Raw genomic sequence first — 22,687 nt, 5'->3', positions numbered from 1 at the left:
ATAGTATTTGGCGTGAATCGCCCGTTATTCCGCAGGTGCGGCATGAATTTAGTTGAAAAAATAAGCACCTATGTGAGATAATTTTCGCCTCGAATTTTGAGGCCTTGAGTGTGTAGGACAACCCGAAGCTCAGGGAGACAGCTTTCTGAGGGCCGTTTCTCAAAGGTCTGTCGGTTGGGCGATCCCCAGCACCGGCACACACCCGAACGTGAACCTGCAGCTCTACCCCTGGAATGGTTCAGAGTGAGATCGCTAGAGATTCAAAAATATTGTCTGGTACAGGCACGTTCAACGTTACAGAAACAAAAACTGTTAATTTCGTCAGTAACGAGACACTGACGTCGTTAGAGGGTGAGAAAAGTGGAATTACTTTCAGGCGCAGAGATGACAATTCGCGCGCTTCGTGATCAAGGCGTTAAATACATCTACGGTTATCCAGGTGGTGCATTGCTGCACATCTACGATGCAATTTTCACGCAGGACGAAGTCGAACATATTTTGGTCCGTCACGAACAGGCAGCTACACACATGGCCGATGCTTACGCACGAGCTACCGGTAAAGCGGGTGTGGCACTAGTTACGTCTGGTCCAGGCGCAACCAATGCAGTAACGGGTATTGCTACTGCATACACAGATTCTATTCCAATGGTGGTTATTACGGGTCAGGTTATGTCACACCTGATCGGTGAAGATGCTTTCCAGGAAACCGACATGATCGGTATTTCTCGTCCGGTAGTTAAGCACAGTTTCAGCGTGCAGCGTCCGGAAGAAATCCCTGAAATTATTAAGAAAGCATTCCACATCGCTGAAAGTGGTCGTCCAGGTCCGGTTGTAGTCGATATCCCTAAAGATATGACTACGCCTACAGAGCGTTACGAATACGAATATCCTAAGAGCGTTAAAATGCGTTCTTACAATCCGATCGCTAAAGGTCACACAGGTCAGATCAAAAAAGCAGTAGATATGCTTTTGGCTGCCAAACGTCCAGTTATCTATACAGGTGGCGGTGTAATCTTAGGTGATGCGAGCGCTGAGCTTATTGCACTCGCTCAAGAGCTTGGCTACCCAGTAACTAATACACTGATGGGCTTGGGTGGTTACCCAGGTACGGATAAGCAGTTTATCGGTATGTTGGGTATGCACGGTAGCTATGAAGCAAACATGGCGATGCATCACAGCGACATGATTTTGGCTGTAGGCGCACGTTTTGATGACCGTGTAACTAACGGTACAGATAAGTTCTGTCCAACAGCTAAGATCGTTCATATTGATATTGATCCAGCTTCGATCTCTAAAACGATCAAAGCGGATGTGCCAATTGTAGGTCCTGCTCAGGCTGTTCTTAAAGAGATGTTAGAGCAAGTTAAAGCAGCTAAGAAAGCACCTTGTGCTGATAGTCTGCAAGCTTGGTGGGAGCAGATCGATGAATGGCGTGCACGTCACGGTGGTCGCTACCGCACAGATGATTCTGAGCTAATGAAGCCTCAGCAAGTTATCGAGATGCTTAGCAAAGTGACTAATGGCGATGCTTACGTTTGTTCTGACGTAGGCCAGCACCAGATGTTCGCTGCGCAGTACTACAAGTTTAACAAGCCAAATCGTTGGATTAACTCTGGCGGTCTAGGCACCATGGGCTTCGGTCTTCCGGCTGCTATGGGCGTTAAGCTGAACTTCCCTGATGAAGAAGTCGTATGCGTAACAGGTGAAGGTAGTATCCAGATGAACATTCAGGAGCTATCTACCATTAGCCAGTACGATATTCCGGTTAAGGTTATCTGCTTGAACAACCAGTCTTTGGGCATGGTTCGTCAGTGGCAGGATATGAACTACGAATCTCGTCACTCTCAGTCTTACATGAAGTCCCTTCCTGACTTCATCAAGCTGGTTGAGTCTTACGGTCATGTAGGTATCCGCGTTGAGCGTCTTGAAGACCTTGAAGGTGCTATGCGTGAAGCCTTTGCAATGAAAGATCGTATGGTATTCATGGATATCGCAGTTGATCCGTTTGAACACGTATACCCAATGCAGGTACCTCGTGGTTCTATGCGTGACATGTGGCTGAGCAAAACGGAGAGAACATAATCATGCGTCATATCATTTCTGTATTGATGGAAAACGAGCCAGGTGCTCTGTCTCGTGTTGTTGGTTTGTTCTCTCAGCGTAACTTTAACATTGAGTCTTTGACCGTTGCGCCAACTGAAGATGAGACATTGTCTCGTCTAACAGTGACTACGCTAGGTGATGACCGTGTTGTTGAGCAGATCACTAAACAGCTAAACAAGCTTATTGATGTTGTTAAGGTTGTTGACCTAACTGAAGGTGAACACCTTGAGCGCGAACTGATGATGATTAAGATGAAGGCGAACAATGGTACTGTTCGTGCTGAAATCAAACGTACTGCGGACATCTTCCGCGGCACTATCATCGATGTTACGCCGAACACTTTCACCGTTCAGTTGGTGGGTGCAAGCAGTAAGCTGGATGCCTTTATTGAAGCACTAGGTACTTCTAACATTATGGAAGTTGTACGTTCGGGTGTTTCTGGTATTGCACGTGGTGAGAAAGTTCTAACTTTGTAATTACTTAAGTTAGTCTGATTACTAAAGCCGCTTCTGGTAACAGAAAGCGGCTTTTTTATTGCAGGTAAGGATATGCTTTTAGAATTAGAGAATATGGAAAAGTCAGATGTTTATCATGCGCTGACGCAAGTTGTGGTACCTCGTCCTGTGGCTTGGGTGCTCTCTTCTAATCAACGAGGTGCACTCAATCTCGCGCCGTTTTCGTACTTTTCAGCGGTGTGCAGTGATCCACCATTGATTATGCTATCTATAGGTTCAAAGCCTGATGGCTCACCAAAAGATACCTATGCAAATATTGCAGATACCGAAAAATTCGTAATTCATATCGCAAGTTCTGATCTCGCGACCAAGGTGACCCATAGTTCCGTGACGTTGCCTAGGGGAGAATCGGAAATTGAGTTATGTGATCTGGAAACAGTCGATGTTGAAGGTTTTGAGTTGCCTAGAATCCTAGGTCCCAAGATCGCGATGTCTTGTTCTCTGTATCAGCAGCAGGATATTGGTAATGCTCCGCAACGACTCGTCTTTGGTCGTATAGAGAAAATATGGTTGGATGACGCGGTGGTCGAAATGGATCAACAGGGCCGACCTAAAATTGATGCATCGTTAGTCGATCCACTGGCACGCCTGGGTGGTTCCGATTACCAAACCTTCGGCGACGTGGTGACTGTGCCTAGACCAGCGTAAAGCAGAAATCTGAAGTTTTATTTCAGAGCCTCAGGCTGCAAAAGATTGTTTGAGATCAGCAATCTTTTGCACCGATATATCGACATCTACATGTAACATTCGGTCCGATGCTCGGCGTTGATAGGTGGACGACTGCTCACGTCTACGGCGATCGACACCATTAAAGTGAGTTGAGCGGTGCTGTTCAATCCACTCTTCGGCATGCGTCAGGGTCGGTAGGTAAGGGCTAAGTTTGCCAGTGCCTTTTTCATACCAGTAATAAACAAATTGGTAATCACGAAAGTCTTTAATCAGTTTAGGCATGGCGCTTAGGGTCAGTAGTAGATAAAAACTTAATCATACTGACTGAACCTTAACAAAGTCTTACGTGTTGGGAATTAACTCTAGTTTATTTGCGGTAAATGGTTTCGATAAGGTGCCAGCCAAATTTGGTCTTAATCGGACCATGCACCTCATGCAGTGACTTTTTGAATACGACATCATCGAATGGTTTCACCATATCGCCGCGACGAAATTCGCCCAGATCACCACCTTGGCGTTTGCCCGATGGGCAGAGGGAGTATTTTTTAGCGAGCTTTCCAAAGTCATTGCCTAACTTTAGGCGCATTTTTAGCCTTTCCGCTTGGTCGCGGGTTTTAACCAATATGTGTCGGGCGCAAGCGCGGTTAGCCATGTTCTGCTCTCCTAAAAGTTATGGGTTAATTTTATCGCAAAAAGGCAGGGGCTGCAGGTTCATGGTAGGAAAAGAAAAGGCGCTGATAAACAGCGCCTTTGCATGATCTTAGTGGATAAGCTTATTAGCCCATCTGAGACTGGAGATAGTTTGGCAGACCGATTTTTTTGATCAAACCTAACTGTTTCTCCAACCAGTACGCATGATCTTCCTCGGTGTCTTCCAGAAGCTTCTCTAGGATTTCACGGCTGACATAGTCTTGCTCTTCTTCACAGACTTTAATCGCGTCCTTAAGCTTTTTATCTACTTCATATTCAACACGAAGATCTGACTCAAGCATTGAAGGAACGTCAGTGCCGACTTTAAAACCATCACGGGTGGTCATATCTGGCGTACCTTCCAAGAACAGCATACGCTCAATCAATGCAGCTGCGTGGCCTTTCTCATCATCAAACTCATGATCGATACGCTCGTACAGCTTATGTAAGCCCCAATCATCGTACATACGGGAGTGGATGAAGTATTGATCCATTGCTGCTAGTTCCATCGCTAACAGGCCGTTTAGTGCGTCAATGACTCTTTGATTACCTTTCATTGTCTTCTCCCGTTAAATCTGAGATTGCAGGTAGTTTTCGATACCTGCATTCCTGATTAGGTATTGCTGAGTTTCGATCCAGTCTACGTGCTCTTCTTCGTATTCTAGGATATCTTCCAGCAGATCGCGGCTGACGTAGTCTTGCGCCGTTTCGCAGTAAGCGATCGCTCCACGCAAAATTGTCAGTTGCTCCAATTGGAAATCCATATCACATTGCAGCATCTCTTCAGTATGCTCGCCGATGCGTAGTCGACCTAACTGTTGTAGGTTAGGTAGTCCTTCCAAAAACAGAATGCGCTCGATTAGATCGTCTGCCTGTTTCATATCTTTGATGGACTTTTTATAAGCTTTCCCGTTTAGCTCATCTAGGCCCCAGTTCTTGTACATACGTGCGTGAAGAAAGAACTGGTTGATTGAAGTGAGCTCACTTGTCAGAACCTTGTTCAGGTGACTAATGACTTGTTTGTCGCCTTGCATGGGGGATCTCCTTTAGTAATAACCGCCCAGCTATGTGTGGGTTAGCAATTTCAAAGTGATCAAGAGTCTAGTTTATAAAATGACTTAAATCAAAAAAAATCCTTATAAAACAATAGGTTGCAAAGATTAATGCGTTAGATTCTCATTGCGATTCTGTATAATAAATAACCAGTTTTTTATTGTGTGATTTTGGAAAATAAATTTAATAAGTAAATCAATTAGTTGGCGAGTTATGAAGAGCATTCAATAATTGCAGTTCAATGAGAATAATTTTCAACAAGATTCTCGTTAAATGTATTGAAAGTTGCTTATTTGATAATTATTATCATTACCCGATTTAATTGAGATTGGTTATTGTTTCAATGTTCGTTTGTATTTGTGAAAATATTACCTGTAGTGATGTTCGTGATGCCGTAGATCAAGGCGCGCGAAGCGTACGTGATCTAAACAAAGAGCTTGCCGTTGGTAGCCAGTGCGGTAAGTGTGTGTGCATGGCACGTAAGGTAATGAAAGAACATCTAGACGACATGGATTTTGATCTAGCCGTCCCTGCTTAATCTTCTTGTTTTAGTATCTCTACCGCTTCGCTCAGCGTCTCTGAAATCGGAGCGTCCAGCTTTAGATCCAGAAGTGGATCTGCCCTCGTTACCCCAATCGTTAAAGAACAGATCGGTTTTCCCCACTCATGGGCACGTTTGCAGAAACGATAGCCTGAATAGACCATCAGAGAACTACCAATACTCAGTAAACCATCGGCATCTTCTAGTGCATCCAAGGCACTAAACACACGTTCTTTCGGGACGTTATCACCAAAATAGACAACATCTGGTTTTAAAATTCCTCCGCATGCTTGGCATTCAGGTATAGAAAAATTTTCAAATAGATGTGTTTCTAGATCGGCATCACCATCGGGGCGAAGGGGAGCTTCAGGGATCTCGAAATGGGGATTGATCGCTTCTGTATGCTTGTGGATATCTTTGCGATCGTAATTCTGTGCACAACTCATGCAGCTGACTCGATCAGACCGACCATGAAGATCGATAACGGCTTGGCTGCCGGACTTCTGGTGTAAACGGTCGACATTCTGTGTGATCAGTAAGCGAATAAATCCCATTGTTTCTAGCTCAGAGAGTGCTGTGTGAGCCGCGCTCGGCTCGGCATCCCTAATGGCAGGCCAACCGATCAAACTACGTGCCCAGTAGCGCTGACGGGCGTAGTGGCTCTCCATGTACTCTTTATGCTGGGTTGGGGCAGAGTGCTGCCAGTTACCTTTAGCATCTCGGTACGCGGGAATGCCTGAATCTGTACTTACGCCAGCCCCTGTCAGGACAACAAGGTTGGGATGAGAGCGAATGAATTCGGCAAGTTGGAGAGCTTCTGACATAGGTTATTCACAAAGGCTAAGAATGCTATCAGTGTAACCTATTTTAAGGAGGGCCGACCTAAACAAAAAAGCCGCGCTTTTCAGCACGGCTTTTTAGTTTTAAAGCTATTTAATTTGGCTGATTATGCGCCAAATTTAGCCTTTGCTTCGATACGGCGACGGTGCAGAACTGGCTCAGTGTAACCGTTTGGCTGTACGCAGCCTTCGATTACTAGTTCGCACGCTGCTGCGAACGCAACGCTGTCTTCGAAGTTACCAGCCATTGGGCGGTATAGAGGATCGTTTTCGTTCTGGCGATCTACTACAGCAGCCATACGCTTAAGCGTTTCCATTACCTGCTCTTCAGAACAGATGCCGTGGCGCAACCAGTTAGCAATGTGCTGGCTAGAAATACGTAGTGTTGCACGGTCTTCCATTAGGCCAACATCGTTGATGTCAGGCACTTTAGAACAACCAACACCTTGGTCAATCCAGCGAACAACGTAACCTAGGATGCCCTGTGCGTTGTTGTCTAGCTCTTGTTGGATCTCTTCAGCCGTCCAGCTTGGGTTCGCTTCAACTGGTACAGTTAGGATGTCGTCTAGATTCGCGCGATCGCGTACTTTCAACTCGTCCTGACGTGCGAATACGTCTACCTGGTGGTAGTGAGTCGCGTGAAGAACAGCAGCTGTTGGAGATGGAACCCATGCAGTGTTAGCACCAGACATTGGGTGGCCGATCTTAGCTTCAAGCATGTTTGCCATCTGATCAGGGATTGGCCACATACCTTTACCGATCTGAGCGCGACCCTGTAGGCCACATAGAAGACCGTTGTCTACGTTCCAGTTTTCGTAAGCACCGATCCATGCAGCAGCTTTCATGTCGCCTTTGCGGATCATTGGGCCAGCTTCCATAGATGTATGGATCTCGTCACCAGTACGGTCTAGGAAACCTGTGTTGATGAATACAACACGCTCTTTAGCAGCGCGGATACACTCTTTCAGGTTAACTGTTGTACGGCGCTCTTCATCCATGATGCCCATCTTCATAGTGAAGCGTTCTAGGCCAAGCATGTCTTCGATACGAGCGAATAGTTCATTCGCGAAAGAAACTTCTTCTGGACCGTGCATCTTAGGTTTTACGATGTATGTAGAACCTGTAGTTGTGTTGCTGAACTTACCTTTACCCTGCATATCGTGCATAGAGATAAGCGTAGTTACAACACCGTCCATGATGCCTTCAGGCACTTCGTTGCCGTCTTTGTCTAGTACCGCTTCGTTAGTCATTAGGTGACCAACGTTACGTACGAACATCAAGCTACGGCCTTTAAGGGCAAGGTTAGAACCGTCTAGTGCAGTGAATTCACGGTCAGCGTTGATAGAGCGAGTGAAAGTTTTTCCACCTTTGCTAACTTCTTCAGTTAGATCGCCTTTCATCAAGCCTAACCAGTTGCGGTAGATAACAACTTTGTCGTCGCCGTCTACAGCAGCTACTGAGTCTTCACAGTCCATGATCGCTGTTAGTGCAGCTTCCATCGCGATATCTTTGATGCCTGCAGCATCATCTTTACCGATCTGGCTTTCACGGTCGATCTGTACTTCGAAGTGCAGACCGTTGTTTTTGAATAGGATAGACGTCGGTGCAGCTGTGTCGCCAGTGTAACCGATCAGCTTTTCAGCTTGTGCTAGCGTAGTTTCGCTGCCATCGCGCATTACAACAACAAGTTTGTTGTCTTGGATGCTGTAGCCAGCAGAATCTTTGTGAGAACCTGCCGCTAGTGGGGCTGCTGTGTCTAGGAAAGTACGTGCTGCTTCGATAACTTTAGCGCCACGAGCTGGGTTGTAAGAAGCAGACTTCTCAGCACCGCCTTCTTCAGATACTGCATCAGTACCGTAAAGCGCGTCGTATAGGCTGCCCCAACGTGCGTTAGCTGCGTTAAGTGCGAAACGAGCATTCATTACAGGTACTACTAGCTGAGGACCAGCCATTGTCGCCATTTCTGGGTCAACGTTTGTAGTCGTTGCTTCGAAATCTTCGCCTTCTGGCAATAGGTAACCGATCTCAGATAGGAAGCCTTTGTATGCTTCAAGATCGAAAGCCTGACCTTGGCGCTCACGGTGCCATGCATCGATCTGCTCTTGGATCGCATCACGTTTAGCTAGTAGGTCACGGTTCTTTGGCGCTAGATCGTGAACGATGGCATCAAAGCCAGCCCAGAACTGTTCGCTAGTTACGCCAGTACCTGGCAGTGCTTCGTTGTTAACGAAATCGTATAGAGCCTGTGCAACCTGAAGACCGCCACTCTGTACTCTTTGACTCATAATGAATTGCCCCAGTAAATATTCTGTCAGTTCCGGTGCCAGGCAACCGGTCACTGTATGAATGATCGCTGTAGATTTATTTGCAGCTAAATTTGTGCATCGCACAGTAGCGCAATGGTTTCTTATTGTCGCCTAAGTCGACCCAAAAGTATGATAAATGGGCCTTATATTCGGTATAAATTGAGCGAATGGCTATTCAATGAGGTGGTGTTTAACTGTATAGAACGGCCGGGTATTCGACAAAAAACTCTGGCTTTGGGCCTAGTGCACAGATGGCTAGGGAGTAGTCGGGAGCGGATAATTGCCATAATTGTTCTTGGCTGATGAGTAGATCTTCTCTCATGGTGGGATAATGCTGTTTTATTGTACACAGCGTATCAAGCGGCTGCCGTAGGCCTACCCCCTGCGCTTTTATTAGAGCTTCTTTAGTAACCCAACGATCATAAAACTCAGCGATAGGATTCTTCGCACCTTGAATTGCTTGTTGTTCCGCAGCGGTCATGCTCACTTTGAGAAGGTTTGTTGAAAAGTGCTGTTTGCGGTGTGCTTCTACATCAACTCCACAGATCAGAGAATTTGAAAAAACTAAAGCAACGATTCCACGGGAGTGGCTTAAATTAAAGTGAATCGGGTGTTTGTGGAGATAAGGCTTGCCCATGGAGGTCTTACCAAAATGCAAAGGAGTGGATTCTTCTAACTGCAGATAGCCTGATAAAACCCGCCTTTTTAAAATATGTGCTAGAGCAAAATCTTTTTTGTGTAGAGGGTTAACAAAGGCTTGGTAACGGGCATGTTCATTCTTATCTAAAACGCCTATAAGTTCCTCAAGAGGGTAATCATCTGTACGTAAAATAATAGCCTGAACCCAATTTCGATGTTGGCTATATTTTGAGGATTGATCAAAACAGGGCTTCAAGTTATGTGCCTTGTTCGGTCAGTTTATGTAACCACTGAAAGAGTGGTTGTGGGGCATCCATTAATGAAAAGTGTCCCCCAGAAATCATATGTAAGTGATAATCCTGATGGGTTACTTTTTTCCACGCCAATAAGGCTTCAAACGTTACATGGTTATCATCTAAGCCGCCAAACACATCTATAGGAATAGGAAGTTGGGAGCTCGGTGTATGTTCGTAATTATAGATAAGCTCCAGATCGGACTTTAAGATGGGGAGTGTCATATCCATCAGTGGTTTGTTATTTAAAACTTCTTTAGGCGTGCCGTCTAAACTGCCTAAATATTCTTTTAATGAGTGCTGTCCTAGTTGTGGGAGTCCGCTGGAAACAGGAAGCCAAGTCGGGCTATTCCGAGCAGAGATAATTAAACGTTCGGGAAGTTTCTTATGAGTACGCTGTAAACAGCGTACGGTTTCATAAGCGATTAAGGCTCCCAGACTATGTCCAATAAATATCCATGGTTTATCTGGGAGTTGCGAACAGCTCGCGGCGAGTTGTTCGGAAAGAGCTGTGATACTTTCAGCAAAAGTTTCACGCATGCGCCTGCCGCGACCAGGAAACTCAAAAGCGATCAGTTCATAGTTATCTTCGCAATGGCTTTTCCATTTATAAAAACTTTGAGCGCTGCCCCCTGCAAAGTGAAAGCACACGAGCACTTTCTCGGCAGAGGGTAAGGAATTAATTGTAACTATGCTTGGATCTGCGGTATGAACAAGTGAATTCAAGGTCGCTCCAGATTACTCAGTAACTAAGCTAAGTTCATTGGCTAAATACAGTTTTCTCATTAAGCTGCGCTGTATTTTTCCGCTGGTAGTTTTGTGCATGCTAGTGGGCTGGACGAAGATTATCTGGTTAAGCGTAATACCATGTTCTTGCGCTACCGAAGCCCTAATAGATGCTTTCACCTGTTTTGGATTTTCTTTCAGAGCGCGTTTTATCTCACGATTAATTTCAACCGCAGCGACTATACATTGACGATTTTGATCGTCATCGTGACAGAAAACGGCACCGCTTTGAGGCTTGTTCTCGGGAAAGGACTCGATGATTGAGTATTCAACATCTTCTGGGTGAAGGTTACGCCCTTCACATATGATCAAATCTTTTAGGCGGCCACTAATATACAGTTGTAAATCGTCCTCTCCGATAAAACCTAAGTCACCTGTTCTCATAAAGTGCTTCCCAGGCTCCCCCAGTATTTCGGCTCTGAAAGCGTTCTCGGTAGCGACTTCATTTTGCCAATAGCCTTTAGCCATTGCTTCACCATGCAGCCAGATCTCGCCCACTTCACCTGGTGCACATCGCTCACAAGTATCAGGGTTAACAATGCAGGTTTCGACTTCCCATGAAGCTTCCCCACTGCCAACCAATAAGCGACTTTTTTCCTCAGTTGATGGCGGCACGATACGACGTTCGATTTCCATCTGCCATGTATCTACTTCTTGGCTGCACGTCGGTTTTCTTACGGGTCCTCCGGACACAAACAGTGTTGCTTCAGCAAGACCATAACATGGCAAGAATGAATCGGCTTCGAAGCCATGTTTTGCAAAGTTATCCACAAAGCGAGATAAGCTTGTAGCACGGACTACATCGGCGCCGTTGAGTGCGATGGTCCAACTGGAAAGATCTAAGTCTTTATACTTGTCAGCTGAATAACGATCTACGGCAAGGTTGTACGCGAAATTTGGGCCGCCTGCCATTGTTGCTTTGTAATCGGAAATGGCTTGTAGCCATATAGAAGGCTGACGAACAAAGGTATTAGGTGCCATTAAAACGGTGTGATTTCCTAATACCACAGGTAGTAGCTGACCTAGGATTAGACCCATATCATGATGATGGGGCTGCCAAGAAACGATGTCCGTGGTGTGATCTAGTTGCCATGAATCACGCATCATACGCAAGTTAGTCGTGATGTTGTGATGGCTGACCATGACCCCTTTCGGATCGGAGGTAGAGCCCGATGTATATTGTAAAAAAGCAACACTTTGCGGATCGATATTACTCAGGCTTGCTTGGTCTTCAATATCGGTTGAGGCTAAGGTATCAGTCGGGACTAGCCAGTTTAAGTTGATCTGTTCTGAATTAGCAAAGGCAGCTTGGTTTTCTTCTAAACAGCTAGGATGACTTAAAGCTAAAGTTGCACCTGAATCTGTAATGATCTTTTCGCAACGATCTAACCTACGACGGTTAGGCAGATTAAGAGGCACCGCAATACGCTGAGTCATCAGGCAGGCAACAAAGCTTGCAATAAATTCTAGGCTTTGTGGAAAGAAAAGAATGACGCGATCACCTGCTTCGCTGTGTTGCTTTAATTGTTGCGCAATCGAGAGAGATTTTAGATATAGCTCGCGGTAACTAATAGTTCCACTGACTTCTCCTTGTTCATCAAGAAAGGTAAACAGTACTTTATCAGGATGTGCCCAGGCTCTTATAGCTAGCGCGTCATGAACTGGTAAGCTTGCAGTTGCACTAAACAGCTCATTTACAGACATTTCTGATTTATTGAACATTTTTATGCCTCCTGAGAGCTGTTTACAGAGGATAATTTACTAATCTCTTCTGCCAATTCGCCGATGGTGGGGAACTCAAAAATCAGCGTTGGATTCAGAGGCGTTGATAACTGTTCCTCTAAAATACCAATCAGCTTTGTGCCAGTGACAGAACTCATACCAAATGCACCTAAGTTGATATCCGGGTCTATATCTTCCATAGGAATGTTCATCTCTTGGAAAATAAATTCGGTAATGGTTTGTTCGATACGATTAACTAGTTCCATGTTTCTTGCTCCAATGAATCAGAAGAAATATTGATAGACGGACAAAGTAGATCGGAAAGTTGTCCGGCTGAAATTGCAGAATAGGTGTGATGTTTTTCAGTTTGGCGCCATGTATTAAAGAGGGCCAAACTGCTATCGCCAGGAATCAGATAGGGTTGAATTTCTTGCGCAATTATCTGGCTGATCTGCTCCCTGGTTCGGCTTAATTGCTCAGGGGCTGTGACAATTACATTCTCTAGTAATTGTGGATCTACCGATAAAGGTGCTTGGTTTAGCAGCTGCTTAATAGTGTTAAGGCTGCCTTGATCTGAATCGAGATATGCTCTCTGTAATTGCCTATTGAGATCTTTTACTTTGCTATTTAATACGTAGCAATTTGATGATGAATTTAGGTCAGGGAAGAGCCAGTCAGGCTGTGTACAGTACTCAGCATAAGACACCTGACTTAACTGCTGTTTTGTCTGTGGGTTCAGCTCCGCTTCTTCGGTGAGTGTAAATACTGAACCTGCAATTACAAAATCGGCTCCGCTACTTAGCCAGGAATGGATATTAGCAGGGTTACCTGCCATTCCGCTAATACCTATGTAAGGGGAAGGTGTATCCGAGCTTTGCCCCTGTTTATAAGCAAGCGCTTGGGTGAATAAGCTCAGACTCGGTTCCTTTTGTGTATTTGCGGAAGAAAGTTCTAAGCAGATGGCATCGGCGATAGCATAGAAATTTTCCAGTTCCTGTATGGATCTAATCCGGGCCAATAGCTTGCAGGTAGGATGTTCTGATTTATAAGTTGTTAATGCATGGCTGGGTTCGCTTGCACTGACTTCTATGTAACTGATTTTGTATTGTTTTAGCAGTTCCAGCTGAGTTGTTTGTTTGTAGAGATCTGAACTTAATACGATACCGTACTTATTTATTACGTCCGGTTGCTGGTTTAAGGTTTGTAGCTTGTTTTCCAGCTCACTGTTCGATAGATGATCGCCGTCCAGCATACTCAGCGTCCCGTGCTTTGCTAAGCTGGCTATTAAGGTTGTGCCTGCCGCACCATTAAGGGAGCTGACTAGAAGGGGACTGCGGCAACGGAATGCTTTACAAAAGTTTAGTGCTTGTTCAGGCATAACGAATGGAGAAGGCTCTGAGCGATCGGCTTTTTGTGCATGAGTCGAACTTTTAGCGGCTTTAAGGGCGGGTTGGTTTTTTAGAGCGTGCTGTTTAATGTCCTCTATCATCGGGCTGAGAATGGCTGGCTCGCCAAATTCAATAAATGAATAGACATTATTATGCAGAATGTACTCAACACATTTGACCCACTGTACCGGGTGGGTCAAATGTTGCGATAGATTAGTCGCAAAATCTTCTAGTTTATGTGGCTTTCCAGTTAAGTTAGAAATTACGGGAGTAATTGGTTGTTGAAACTGACAGGTTGCTAAAAATGCTTTAAATTTTTGTTCAGCGGGCTGCATTTCTGGTGTGTGAAAAGCGCCACTGACTCGTAGACGAACAGCTTTAACACTGCGTTCACGGCAGTACTTAAGAAATGCATCGACCTTATTTGTTTTTCCACCGATGACAATTTGGCTAGTACTGTTGATGTTGGCGATATAAAGGTCGTTTAGGTGTGAATCGTTCAGGTGTAGTTGCAGCTCTTGTCGCGGTAAACCTACGATAGCTGCAAGAGTGCCTTGGTCTTCTTCAGACATAAGTTCTGAGCGGCGCTTTACTATCCGTAAGCCGGTTTCAAAGTCGATTGCACCTGCAGCAGTTAAGGCCGCATATTCACCTACGCTATGCCCTAAAAAGAAATTTGGTGCTTCATATTGCTCCATAGTGCGTAAGTAGCTTAGATAAGACACAACATAAATTGCAGGCTGAGTATATTGGGTCAGATTCAGTTGTTGTTCCGGATCTTCCAAGCACAAACTTTCGATGGAATAGCCTAAAATACGGTCGGCCTGTCGCACCTGCTCTGGGAAGTGCGAAAACAGCTCCTTGCCCATCCCTTTACGCTGAATGCCTTGGCCGGGAAAAATAAATGCGCTCATACGTGGGCCTCCATCATTATTTCTACGTTTGCTTCCGAGTTGGGTAGTGCGCGTAGCTCTAGACCTGTCATTTGCATAATTAATTTATCCCCGGCATAGATCTGAGCATCGAGGGTTGTTGTATCGGAAGCTCTGTAGACCTTTACACTTATCTGACGGTCATCAGGTATTGGCATATAAGTGATGCTGGCTATTTTGTATGGTAAAGCGTTTGTTTTAGTGCTGAGGGCTTTACAGGCAGCAATTAGATGGCTGAATAAAAATGAACACCATTGAGGAGCAGGTGAACTTGTCAACTTCGGAGAAAAGTTTAATTCCAGATAATTTTCTGTGCTTGCTGCAGTTTCGACGTAATGTGCCTTGTTAGGGAATACTGCTCCTCTTTCCGCAAAGCTTTGATAAAGTTGCTCTACGCTTAACTGTTGTAAGTGTGTTGGCGTATTGTGAACTTTAGAAAGGTTCGCTGCTGTTTTTCTTATATTTCCTTGCACTAAAACCTGATTGGTTGTGCTGTTCAAACACTGGATTAACTGAGCCTGAGAATGGGTATTAATTTCAATGTTAGTGGAGCGTGTCAAAGAATGAGGAGGGCCGAAGACTATATTAGTTAAAGCGTTGTTGTTTGTTTCCGTTTGGTCGGCAACGAGTTGCGCCAGACTCGCCAGAGAACTAGGGAATGGAGATTTATCTTCGCAGATGTTGTGCCAGCAGTTTAATGCAGAGGCTTTTGTTATGGATGTTGGCTGCAGTGTTTCGCTCGGTGTTTTAAACCAGACTCGCTGCAACTTAAATGGGTATGCAGGCAGGGGTAATTTAGCAGGGGCTGCTGTTGCTGGGTAAACCTCTTGCCAGCTTAATAGCGCTTTTTTGTTGCTAGTCCAATAGTGTGCCCAGCTTTCCAACTGATTAAGGGATGTATGTTCGGTGGTATCAGGTTTTTCTGTAGAGCTTTTCTTGGGGCAACCACAGATCCATTGAGTTGTGCTAAGGCTGGATTGTTCTGGTGCTCGTTTCTCAAGCAGATAGGTGCGTAATGTAGCTAATAGCTCTGTTTTGGTTTTACAGATGAATGCTATACGCTGCGCTAGGGTACTGCGACCATTTAGCAAGGTGTAGGACAGTTGCTGCAGAGTAAGGTTGCAAATAAGTTCTCTTGGAATACTGGTGGTGCAGAGCAGGTGAGTATGCTGGATAGTACTATGGTGCTCCATTCCTGATTTAAGGACAGTTAAGCGTTCGGCTAATTCTGATATGTTTTGGCAACCGCGGATATCAATTAATGTTGCTTGAATATCGAAGGTGGAAGCTATCATCGACAGCGACTCTTGCAGCATCGATGGAGATAAATTTAGCTGGTGTAAGGTCGGGTTTTCATCTGGCTTTATGTGAAAATGTTGCTGCAGGGCTTTGTTCAATAAAGCACAGGTATTTCGTTGTGCTGCTATTTCATCTTCTTCTAAATAGGTTACTAGCTGTTGGACCCGGGCGTACAAGCTGTCTTCATCCTGTGCCGATATGGGGATAAGGTAAGCTTCTGGTTGAGCTGTTTCTTTATGGTTCGTAGAGAGAGAATAAGATTCTAAAACAACATGAGCATTTACACCGCCAAAGCCAAAGGAGCTTATACCTGCTCTAAGAGGTTGGTTAGTGATAGTCCAAGCTTGATTGTCCGTTGGGAAAAATAAACCGGTTTCTTCAAGGTCTATATGTTGATTCAGCTGGTTAAAATGTAGGTTCCCTGGCATGCGTTGATGCTGCATAGATAGAATTGTTTTAATTACTCCGGCTATGCCTGCAGCTGCTTCCAAATGACCTATATGGCTTTTAAGTGCGCCGATAGCAATTGGATTTTTAGTTTGTCCAATGGCTTTCTTTATTGCATTTATTTCAATAGGGTCGCCTAGAGGGGTGCCAGTGCCATGACTTTCAATTAGATTTGCATCAGATGGATGTAAGCCAGCACGTTCCCAAGCCTGACTAATCACCTCGGCCTGTGCATTTACATTTGGGGCAGTAAAACTATGAGCGCGCCCACCGTGATTTTCTGCGCTACCTCGTAAAATTGCATAAATATAATCGTTATTTTGTTGAGCTAGTTCTAAGGAGGTCAGGACGATTGCTGCTGCACCTTCGCCCCGAACATATCCATCGGCATTGTTATCAAAAGTCTGGCAGCGACCTTCTCTGCTTAACATTCCTGCCTTACCAAAGGCGATAAACAGCTCAGGGCCTAGTAGTAAGTTAACGCCACCAACAAGAGCCATTTCGCACTCACCCTCGCGTAATGCATGGGTTGCTCGATGTAGGGCGACTAGGGAGCTAGAGCATGCTGTATCAATGCTTTCGCTTGGGCCATGAAAGTCAAAATAGAAAGAGACTTTATTGGCAATGGCGGTTAAAGCCATTCCAGTGCCTCGATAGGTATCTATAGGCACTGCATTTTCACGCATTAAAACAGGGTAATCAGCGTGGCCGACGCCGATAAATACGCCCACTTTTTTACCTGCTAATTGGTGTGGATCGTAGCCCGCATCTTCCAAAGCATTCCAGGATGTTTGCAGCATTAAGCGCTGCATAGGATCCATCGCTTCGGCCTCGCGCGGTAAAATACCAAAGAATTTGGCATCAAAGTGGTCAGGCTTGGGCGTAAAGCCTGCGCAATGGGAGTAGGTAACATGCTCCCCGTTTACAGTTTCCTCATCATAGTCTTGCCACAACCAACGGTCTTTAGGCACCGGTTGAATTGCATCTTTAGCATCAGTTAGATTTTGCCAAAACTGCCAAGTATCTTGGGCAGCCGGGAACCTACCGTGTATGCCTGTGATTGCAATAGGTGAGTATGGTTGAGTTGATTGTGGCATCTGACTCTTGCTCCTAAGCGTTGGCAACTAAAGCGTCATTATTAATAGACTGTAATGAGGCGCTTTGTATCTCATTTTGTTCGGCCTGAAGATGAGCTTTTGCTTCAATAGGTTGTGTGCAACCAGCTGCAACAGCGCGCTTTTGGCCTTTCTTGATCTCTTTTTTCAACTCATGCATATAAGTAGGGCCGTGCATCTCATAGTTATTACGCAATGTGGCTAAAAACTCTTTATCGACAGTTTTCCGATCCTTCTCAATGCTTCGTAATTGTTCATCTTGAGTAGGAAGTCGGTAGGAACCCGCTAAATAGTCAGCGACGAGCTCTGCTTGACGTTCCATCATATCGAGGAAGCCCCAAGTTACTGCTTGGAACAGTCCAATAAAGGCTAGATTATTGATTTCTGGTTTGAAGATACGCTGATATAGCGGTACTCGATTGTCTTCGGCATTCAGGATTTTTTCATCCAGGAATGGGAACGTTGTTTGGTAACCAGTGGAATAAATTATTGAATCGACTTCAACGGAAGTACCATCAGTTAAGTGAACTGTATGGCCTTCGATGCGCGAAACTTCAGGAACGATTTTGAGCTTGCCATCACCAATTCTATTGGCAAAGTTTTCAGATAGCGTTGGTAAGCTGGACATCATCAAATGGTCAGGTTTTGGCATGCCCATTTGTTTACGTTTCGCGATTAGCGTCTTATACAAGCCTGTGTGCATTAGGCCGAAAAGAGGGTAAGGAAGAATCTTTTTTACCCACCAATCGTTTAGCTTCCACATCATCTTATCCATACGGACACCGAACAGGTAATGTGGTAATACATAAACACCACGACGAAGAGACAGAAATGTCATTTCGGCATCATGACTAACATCAACGGCTACTTGTGAACCACTGTTGCCTACACCAACTACCAGTACTTTTTTACCCTGATATTTATGACGGTAGCGGTATTGTTGAGAGTGGATTGCATCACCTGCGAAATTATCGCGTTTTACATAATCAGGGTAGTTAGGAGTGTTGTGGTGGCCGTTAGCTACGATAAGTGCATCGTAGAAGCGCACCTCACCAGAACCTAAAATGACTTTCCATGTACCGTCATCTAAGCGTTCAGTTTTATCTACAGCACAGTTTAAATGGATGTTCGGTGTTAAGTTAAAATGTTCCGCATAGCTTGTTAAATAAGCCAAAACTTGTTTATGCGAAGGGAAGTCTGGGTAATGATCCGGCATAGGCATGTCTTTGAACTGATAAAGTCCTTTTGGTGTATTCATGTTCATGCTGTGCCAAACAGAAGTATGCTTCCCTGTTTTATCAAAATGCCAAATGCCACCTAAGTGATCGCGACGGTCAAAACAGTCATAGGCGATGCCCTTTTTCTGCAACTGACGTGCTGTTGCAATACCGCCGACACCCGCACCGATGATACAAACTGTTGGTAATCCGTTTTTGCTCTTAAGCGGCGGAATCTTTACTTCTCTTGGTTGTACTGTGTTGTCATTCGCGGGAGAAGTTGTGTGTACATCGTCTGAGATGGATGTCGTAGTATTTGGGTTTTCCTTTTGCATTGTTTTGCTCCTTGGTTTATCGGTTACTAGGTTGGCAAGGAAGCTCGAAGTTTGTGTTTCACCGATAGATTTTGTGTATTCAGCACAATTTTTCAGTACGCCATTAATGCCTAAACTGAGAGTGCGGCGGAGGTTGTGGATAATCAGATCAATTTCTTCTCTGGTTATCGTTAATGGGGGTAAGAATCGGATACAGTTGTTGTGAATCGGGCACACGGCTACAGCTACGCCTTGTTTGCGATCTCTTAACATAGCCCCCCATAGTAAGTAGCCAAAGCTTCGTTCAACAAACGGGTTTTGCCCAGTTAGATCCATTTCTAGGGTGAGTAGCAGTCCCTCACCACGGATTTCTCTAATAATTGGCAGATCTTTTTGTAAGCCTTGAAGAGCTTGCTTGAAGTATTGGCCTTGCTCGATTGCGGCTGCTTCTAGTTTGTCGCGTTTAATTGCCTGTAGGCTGTTTAAGGTTATATGTGACGCAAGTTGTGAGCGGTTGCGTCCATATAAATCGGCAAAACGTGAAGGATTTGTTTCAGCAGATTGTTCGGCTACTGTCTGGTTGAATAACACTATTCCCATAGGCAAAAGTGAATCGCATAGAGCTGTACCTAAAGCAACGATATCTGGTGCGTTAACTAAGCTTTGGCTGTGGAGTAACTTGCCTGTCATTAGGTTGGTTTGTGTTTCATCAACCCCGACTAAATACCCCTGCTTTTGCTGATGTTTATTAATTAGCTCTATTAAGTGCTTTGGTAATGGACGGGAAGCGTTAGCATCGACTTGAATCGTTTCAAACCAGACCATACCGATCTCACCACTAAGGAGCTGCTCCTCTAGCTCCTGAGCTGCATTTTCTGCTGCAGGATCAATAAAAACGGTATGTGGATAAATAGGCTGGAACGGTTGCCGGAAAATATCGAAGACTTTATCGCAAGATGAAGCAGCACTGAGTAGAGTGAAGCCTAAACCGCCAGTAAAACATAGTAATTTCTTCTGTTCTGGGCGAGCTAGGAATCCTAGGGTCAGAGCCGCTTCTACCGCAGTAATATTGCCCGATGCGGGTAAAGAGTGCTGGAATCCAGTTTGTTCCTGCACCTGCTGTTGTAACTCAATCCAGTAATCCTTTTTGGAATCGTGTTGCTGCACTACTTCACTGATCACATCTTCAGGGTTAAGCCCTCTTGGGCAGGTACCAACGTTGACAAAACAATCAATTATTTCAGTGGATGGGCTGCCATCACGGCTCATGCGTGAGCGCATACCACGGGCTTCGTAAAAACGAGCATCGAAACCGTGTAAACGGGCTACTTTGGCATAACCAACATTGCCGTATTCCAAGTGAGTTTGAAAATTTACATCGCTACTTGAAGTAATACGGCGTAAGTGTTGATGCTGTTTAGGGGATAAAAGGTTTACCAATGATTGGCTTAAGTGTTCGTAGGCCAGTTTTAGAGTTAAACCAAAGCTGGTCATAACATGGCGAACATAGCTTTCGTTTGGTGTCATTAACCACGGGTTTTTGACTGAACTGTGCACCATGCAAGCACCTACAGGGGCTTGGAAATCTGAAATGCATTCGCCCAGCACTATTAGATCTGCTGTTTGTTGTAGTTTCGATAGTACGCTGGTTGTTAAGCAACTATTGGGTACGCTTTGTTCTAAGAGAATACTCAGTAAACCTTGTTGCTTAATCTCCAGTAGGAATTTATCAACTTGCTCTGTTGATTGATTCGATAAAGCTAGCGTGACCGCAGCAATATCCTTACCTGCGTGCTGTTGAATAAACGCTTTACCTGCTGAGATCGACGGGACGACTTTAACACCCGGAACCAAAGCGTCAGCTAAATCGCGTTGTAACGGGTTGAAGTAGCGTTCCCAGTAACCATTCTCGTCTATCAGAAGCAGGGTTCCTTTTCCATCAGGATTGCGGTTGCGAGCATGGTGTCGTGCTAAACGAAAAGCCGCATCTAAGGACTCTTCTACAGATGTCATAAAGTAGCTGCGATAGCTCCCATCTGATTGGTTACTAGTACAGAATATATTCAGTAGATAGGCAGCTTGAGCGGAAGCGTTCGAAAGAATAGCGCAATGCCCTTGTTCGCCGTTATTTATGTATTCTTCAAGTAGTTCTAGGCTTTGTGGCGTCGTTTGACTCAGGATGCTTTTAGCGGCCTGAGGTAATTGCTTTTTTGTTGAATTGTTAGTTCTTGATTTTGATGATTGCTCGGTAGTAAGGAACTGCAACAATAGTTGGTTGTATTCTTTGTAATGAGTAAACCCGAGCAGGTGCCCTGCTTCTTTAAACTCAACATGTTTTGCTTGCGGTATTTTTGCAGCAATCTTCTGGGAATAGTGCGATGCTTGATATTGATCATCACCGCCGGATACCACCAGAGTAGGAACAGAAATACTACTTAGTTGGTCATAAAACTCACAACCTTCAATGACTGTCTGATAAGTGGGTAATGAAGGGACGCTCCAGTTGCGGTTGAGTTGCATAAAGAGTGCACTTTTTTGTAGCTCTTTCATCAGCGTTTGAAACTCTGTTGCACCTTCTGCTGTGGCAGAACTAACCGTAATACAGAGCGATGAGCATCGTTCTGGGTAGCTTAGGCAGAACGATTGTGCCAATACACCGCCAAAAGAATAGCCAACCACTGGTAGTGTGCGGATACCTAAAGCATCGAGTACATCTTTAATATCTTCAGTGATACTTTGCAGCGATAAATCTTCATAAAAGTCAGAATTTCCGCAGCCTGGCATGTGGAACATGATCAGCTGGTGGTGTTTACCTAACTCTTCTAATTGCAGACGCCACATGACGTCGTATTGCATCACTAGACCACCTAATAGCAAGATAGGTTCGCCTTGACCGTAGGTGGCAAATTCAATATTAGAACGATTTTTGCGTGTGAGCGTGAGTTTTGCCGCTTGCTCAACATAGCCGTTCATTTCATCCAGTATTGCTTGGGTCGGGTGAAATGTAGAGGCATTGTCGATTGCTGGATTGGCGTTTATTGGAGCTGATACTGGTACTGAAGAGAGCTTAGCTTGGAGTGTAGTCTCTGTTGGTGCTGTTACCGCATTATTACTCCACAGCTCTTCAATGCTTAATAGCTGTGGTTCATCCTCAACGCTTTCAACGCTTTCAACGCTTTCAACGCTTTCAACGCTTTCAACGCTTTCAACGCTTTCAACGCTTTCAACGCTTTCAACGCTTTGATTTGATTGCCACAGGTCTTCAATACTTAATAGTGCCGAGTCAGAGGGAATTTTTTCTGCTGCAGGTGTCGCTACTGGGGTATTGGAATTAGTTGAAGGCACGGCCTGTAATTGAACGACAGGAGCGGTAGCAGGCTTTTCTGATTCAGCTGGAGCACTTGTTGTATCGATTTGGTCTGCGTATTTATTCTCCATTTCCTCCTTATGATTTACCATTAAGTAACCGGTGAAACTCTCCAAATCCTGAAATTCGAAGAAGATTGTTGGAGGCAGTGTGATGTTAAATCGTTCGGTAAAGAGGTTGCCAATTTCAGTTGAAGCAATGGAATCCAGACCATAATCCATTAACGGGCGACTGGCAGAAAAATCTTCAGGGGCAAGTTTTAGTACTTGAAGAATCAAGCCCTGTAGTTCTGTTTCAAGCAGGTTTTTTACGTGCTCCTCTGCGCCTTGTTTTGGGACTGGAAGGCTGACTTCAGCTTTCGTCGCTAAGGCTTGCTTGTTATCTAGTAGGCGTAGAGCTTCTGCCGCGCTCAGGCTTGGGTTATTGCTTGGTTGGATTAAATTACTCATTGT

The 22,687-nt window shown here is 44.9% G+C and carries 17 protein-coding genes; 4 read left to right on the top strand and 13 right to left on the bottom strand.

Going from position 1 to position 22,687, the window contains the following annotated elements; translation table 11 throughout:
• Positions 1-360 precede the first annotated feature (360 nt).
• From ACMXYP_RS16145 to ACMXYP_RS16135, 3 genes are all read left to right on the top strand, one after another.
• Positions 361-2,082, top strand: coding sequence for an acetolactate synthase 3 large subunit (locus tag ACMXYP_RS16145; RefSeq protein WP_415882663.1), 1,722 nt, complete (start codon positions 361-363; stop codon positions 2,080-2,082).
• Positions 2,083-2,084: 2 nt separating this feature from the next.
• The gene (ilvN, locus tag ACMXYP_RS16140; RefSeq protein WP_415882661.1) at positions 2,085-2,579 is read left to right on the top strand and encodes an acetolactate synthase small subunit; all 495 of its coding nucleotides are present in this window, start codon (positions 2,085-2,087) and stop codon (positions 2,577-2,579) included.
• Between the two features lie 72 nt (positions 2,580-2,651).
• Entirely contained in the window at positions 2,652-3,266 is a 615-nt protein-coding gene (locus ACMXYP_RS16135; RefSeq protein WP_415882660.1) for a flavin reductase family protein, read from the top strand.
• A 30-nt stretch (positions 3,267-3,296) separates the two neighbouring features.
• Here the strand turns inward: ACMXYP_RS16135 and ACMXYP_RS16130 are convergent, their stop codons facing one another.
• The 4 genes from ACMXYP_RS16130 to bfr (ACMXYP_RS16115) form a co-directional block, all read right to left on the bottom strand.
• Complete coding sequence (locus tag ACMXYP_RS16130; RefSeq protein WP_415882659.1) at positions 3,297-3,569, bottom strand: hypothetical protein; 273 nt, start codon at positions 3,567-3,569, stop codon at positions 3,297-3,299.
• A gap of 85 nt (positions 3,570-3,654) precedes the next feature.
• Positions 3,655-3,939 (bottom strand): peptidylprolyl isomerase, encoded by a 285-nt coding sequence (locus ACMXYP_RS16125; protein WP_415882658.1) that lies wholly within the window; start codon positions 3,937-3,939, stop codon positions 3,655-3,657.
• Between the two features lie 124 nt (positions 3,940-4,063).
• Positions 4,064-4,534 carry a bacterioferritin gene (gene bfr / locus ACMXYP_RS16120; RefSeq protein WP_415882657.1) on the bottom strand — a complete coding sequence of 157 codons (471 nt, stop codon included), beginning with the start codon at positions 4,532-4,534 and terminating at the stop codon, positions 4,064-4,066.
• A gap of 12 nt (positions 4,535-4,546) precedes the next feature.
• On the bottom strand, positions 4,547-5,011 hold the full coding sequence (bfr, locus tag ACMXYP_RS16115) for a bacterioferritin (RefSeq protein WP_415882656.1): 465 nt from the start codon (positions 5,009-5,011) through the stop codon (positions 4,547-4,549).
• Between the two features lie 362 nt (positions 5,012-5,373).
• Between bfr (ACMXYP_RS16115) and ACMXYP_RS16110 the strand changes: the two genes are divergently transcribed.
• A complete protein-coding gene (locus ACMXYP_RS16110; RefSeq protein ID WP_415882655.1) occupies positions 5,374-5,568 on the top strand; it encodes a (2Fe-2S)-binding protein in 195 nt (64 codons plus the stop codon).
• Here the strand turns inward: ACMXYP_RS16110 and ACMXYP_RS16105 are convergent.
• The 9 genes from ACMXYP_RS16105 to ACMXYP_RS16065 form a co-directional block, all read right to left on the bottom strand.
• Positions 5,565-6,395 (bottom strand): NAD-dependent protein deacetylase, encoded by an 831-nt coding sequence (locus ACMXYP_RS16105; protein WP_415882654.1) that lies wholly within the window; start codon positions 6,393-6,395, stop codon positions 5,565-5,567. The two genes, ACMXYP_RS16110 and ACMXYP_RS16105, sit on opposite strands and share 4 nt — an antisense overlap.
• Positions 6,396-6,517: 122 nt before the next feature.
• A complete protein-coding gene (locus tag ACMXYP_RS16100) occupies positions 6,518-8,695 on the bottom strand; it encodes a malate synthase G (protein WP_415882653.1) in 2,178 nt (725 codons plus the stop codon).
• A gap of 211 nt (positions 8,696-8,906) precedes the next feature.
• Positions 8,907-9,611, bottom strand: coding sequence for a 4'-phosphopantetheinyl transferase family protein (locus tag ACMXYP_RS16095; protein WP_415882652.1), 705 nt, complete (start codon positions 9,609-9,611; stop codon positions 8,907-8,909).
• Between the two features lies 1 nt (position 9,612).
• Entirely contained in the window at positions 9,613-10,374 is a 762-nt protein-coding gene (locus ACMXYP_RS16090; RefSeq protein WP_415882651.1) for a thioesterase II family protein, read from the bottom strand.
• Positions 10,375-10,386: 12 nt separating this feature from the next.
• Positions 10,387-12,156, bottom strand: coding sequence for a fatty acyl-AMP ligase (locus ACMXYP_RS16085; RefSeq protein WP_415882650.1), 1,770 nt, complete (start codon positions 12,154-12,156; stop codon positions 10,387-10,389).
• 2 nt (positions 12,157-12,158) lie between these two features.
• Complete coding sequence (locus ACMXYP_RS16080) at positions 12,159-12,422, bottom strand: acyl carrier protein (protein WP_415882649.1); 264 nt, start codon at positions 12,420-12,422, stop codon at positions 12,159-12,161.
• Positions 12,413-14,458, bottom strand: a complete 2,046-nt coding sequence (gene fabD, locus ACMXYP_RS16075; protein WP_415882648.1) for an ACP S-malonyltransferase — start codon at positions 14,456-14,458, stop codon at positions 12,413-12,415. Before fabD ends, ACMXYP_RS16080 begins: the two co-directional genes overlap by 10 nt.
• Positions 14,455-17,319 carry a type I polyketide synthase gene (locus ACMXYP_RS16070; protein WP_415882647.1) on the bottom strand — a complete coding sequence of 955 codons (2,865 nt, stop codon included), beginning with the start codon at positions 17,317-17,319 and terminating at the stop codon, positions 14,455-14,457. Before ACMXYP_RS16070 ends, fabD begins: the two co-directional genes overlap by 4 nt.
• Before the next feature lie 13 nt (positions 17,320-17,332).
• The gene (locus ACMXYP_RS16065) at positions 17,333-22,684 is read right to left on the bottom strand and encodes an aminotransferase class III-fold pyridoxal phosphate-dependent enzyme (protein ID WP_415882646.1); all 5,352 of its coding nucleotides are present in this window, start codon (positions 22,682-22,684) and stop codon (positions 17,333-17,335) included.
• Positions 22,685-22,687 lie beyond the last annotated feature (3 nt).

This window comes from Neptuniibacter sp. QD34_54, from assembly GCF_047778055.1.
In the GTDB taxonomy this organism is placed as follows: Bacteria; Pseudomonadota; Gammaproteobacteria; order Pseudomonadales; family Balneatricaceae; genus Neptuniibacter.
This window is presented reverse-complemented; position numbering and strand designations above follow the sequence as displayed.

Coding starts and splice junctions, on each gene's coding strand:
- ACMXYP_RS16110 (WP_415882655.1), top strand. CDS start 5,374: ATGTTCGTTTGTATTTGTGAAAATATTACCTGTAGTGATGTTCGTGAT.
- ACMXYP_RS16130 (WP_415882659.1), bottom strand. CDS start 3,569: ATGCCTAAACTGATTAAAGACTTTCGTGATTACCAATTTGTTTATTAC.
- ACMXYP_RS16080 (WP_415882649.1), bottom strand. CDS start 12,422: ATGGAACTAGTTAATCGTATCGAACAAACCATTACCGAATTTATTTTC.
- ACMXYP_RS16070 (WP_415882647.1), bottom strand. CDS start 17,319: ATGCCACAATCAACTCAACCATACTCACCTATTGCAATCACAGGCATA.
- ACMXYP_RS16105 (WP_415882654.1), bottom strand. CDS start 6,395: ATGTCAGAAGCTCTCCAACTTGCCGAATTCATTCGCTCTCATCCCAAC.
- bfr (WP_415882656.1), bottom strand. CDS start 5,011: ATGCAAGGCGACAAACAAGTCATTAGTCACCTGAACAAGGTTCTGACA.
- bfr (WP_415882657.1), bottom strand. CDS start 4,534: ATGAAAGGTAATCAAAGAGTCATTGACGCACTAAACGGCCTGTTAGCG.
- ACMXYP_RS16085 (WP_415882650.1), bottom strand. CDS start 12,156: ATGTTCAATAAATCAGAAATGTCTGTAAATGAGCTGTTTAGTGCAACT.
- ACMXYP_RS16125 (WP_415882658.1), bottom strand. CDS start 3,939: ATGGCTAACCGCGCTTGCGCCCGACACATATTGGTTAAAACCCGCGAC.
- ACMXYP_RS16065 (WP_415882646.1), bottom strand. CDS start 22,684: ATGAGTAATTTAATCCAACCAAGCAATAACCCAAGCCTGAGCGCGGCA.
- fabD (WP_415882648.1), bottom strand. CDS start 14,458: ATGAGCGCATTTATTTTTCCCGGCCAAGGCATTCAGCGTAAAGGGATG.
- ACMXYP_RS16135 (WP_415882660.1), top strand. CDS start 2,652: ATGCTTTTAGAATTAGAGAATATGGAAAAGTCAGATGTTTATCATGCG.
- ACMXYP_RS16100 (WP_415882653.1), bottom strand. CDS start 8,695: ATGAGTCAAAGAGTACAGAGTGGCGGTCTTCAGGTTGCACAGGCTCTA.
- ilvN (WP_415882661.1), top strand. CDS start 2,085: ATGCGTCATATCATTTCTGTATTGATGGAAAACGAGCCAGGTGCTCTG.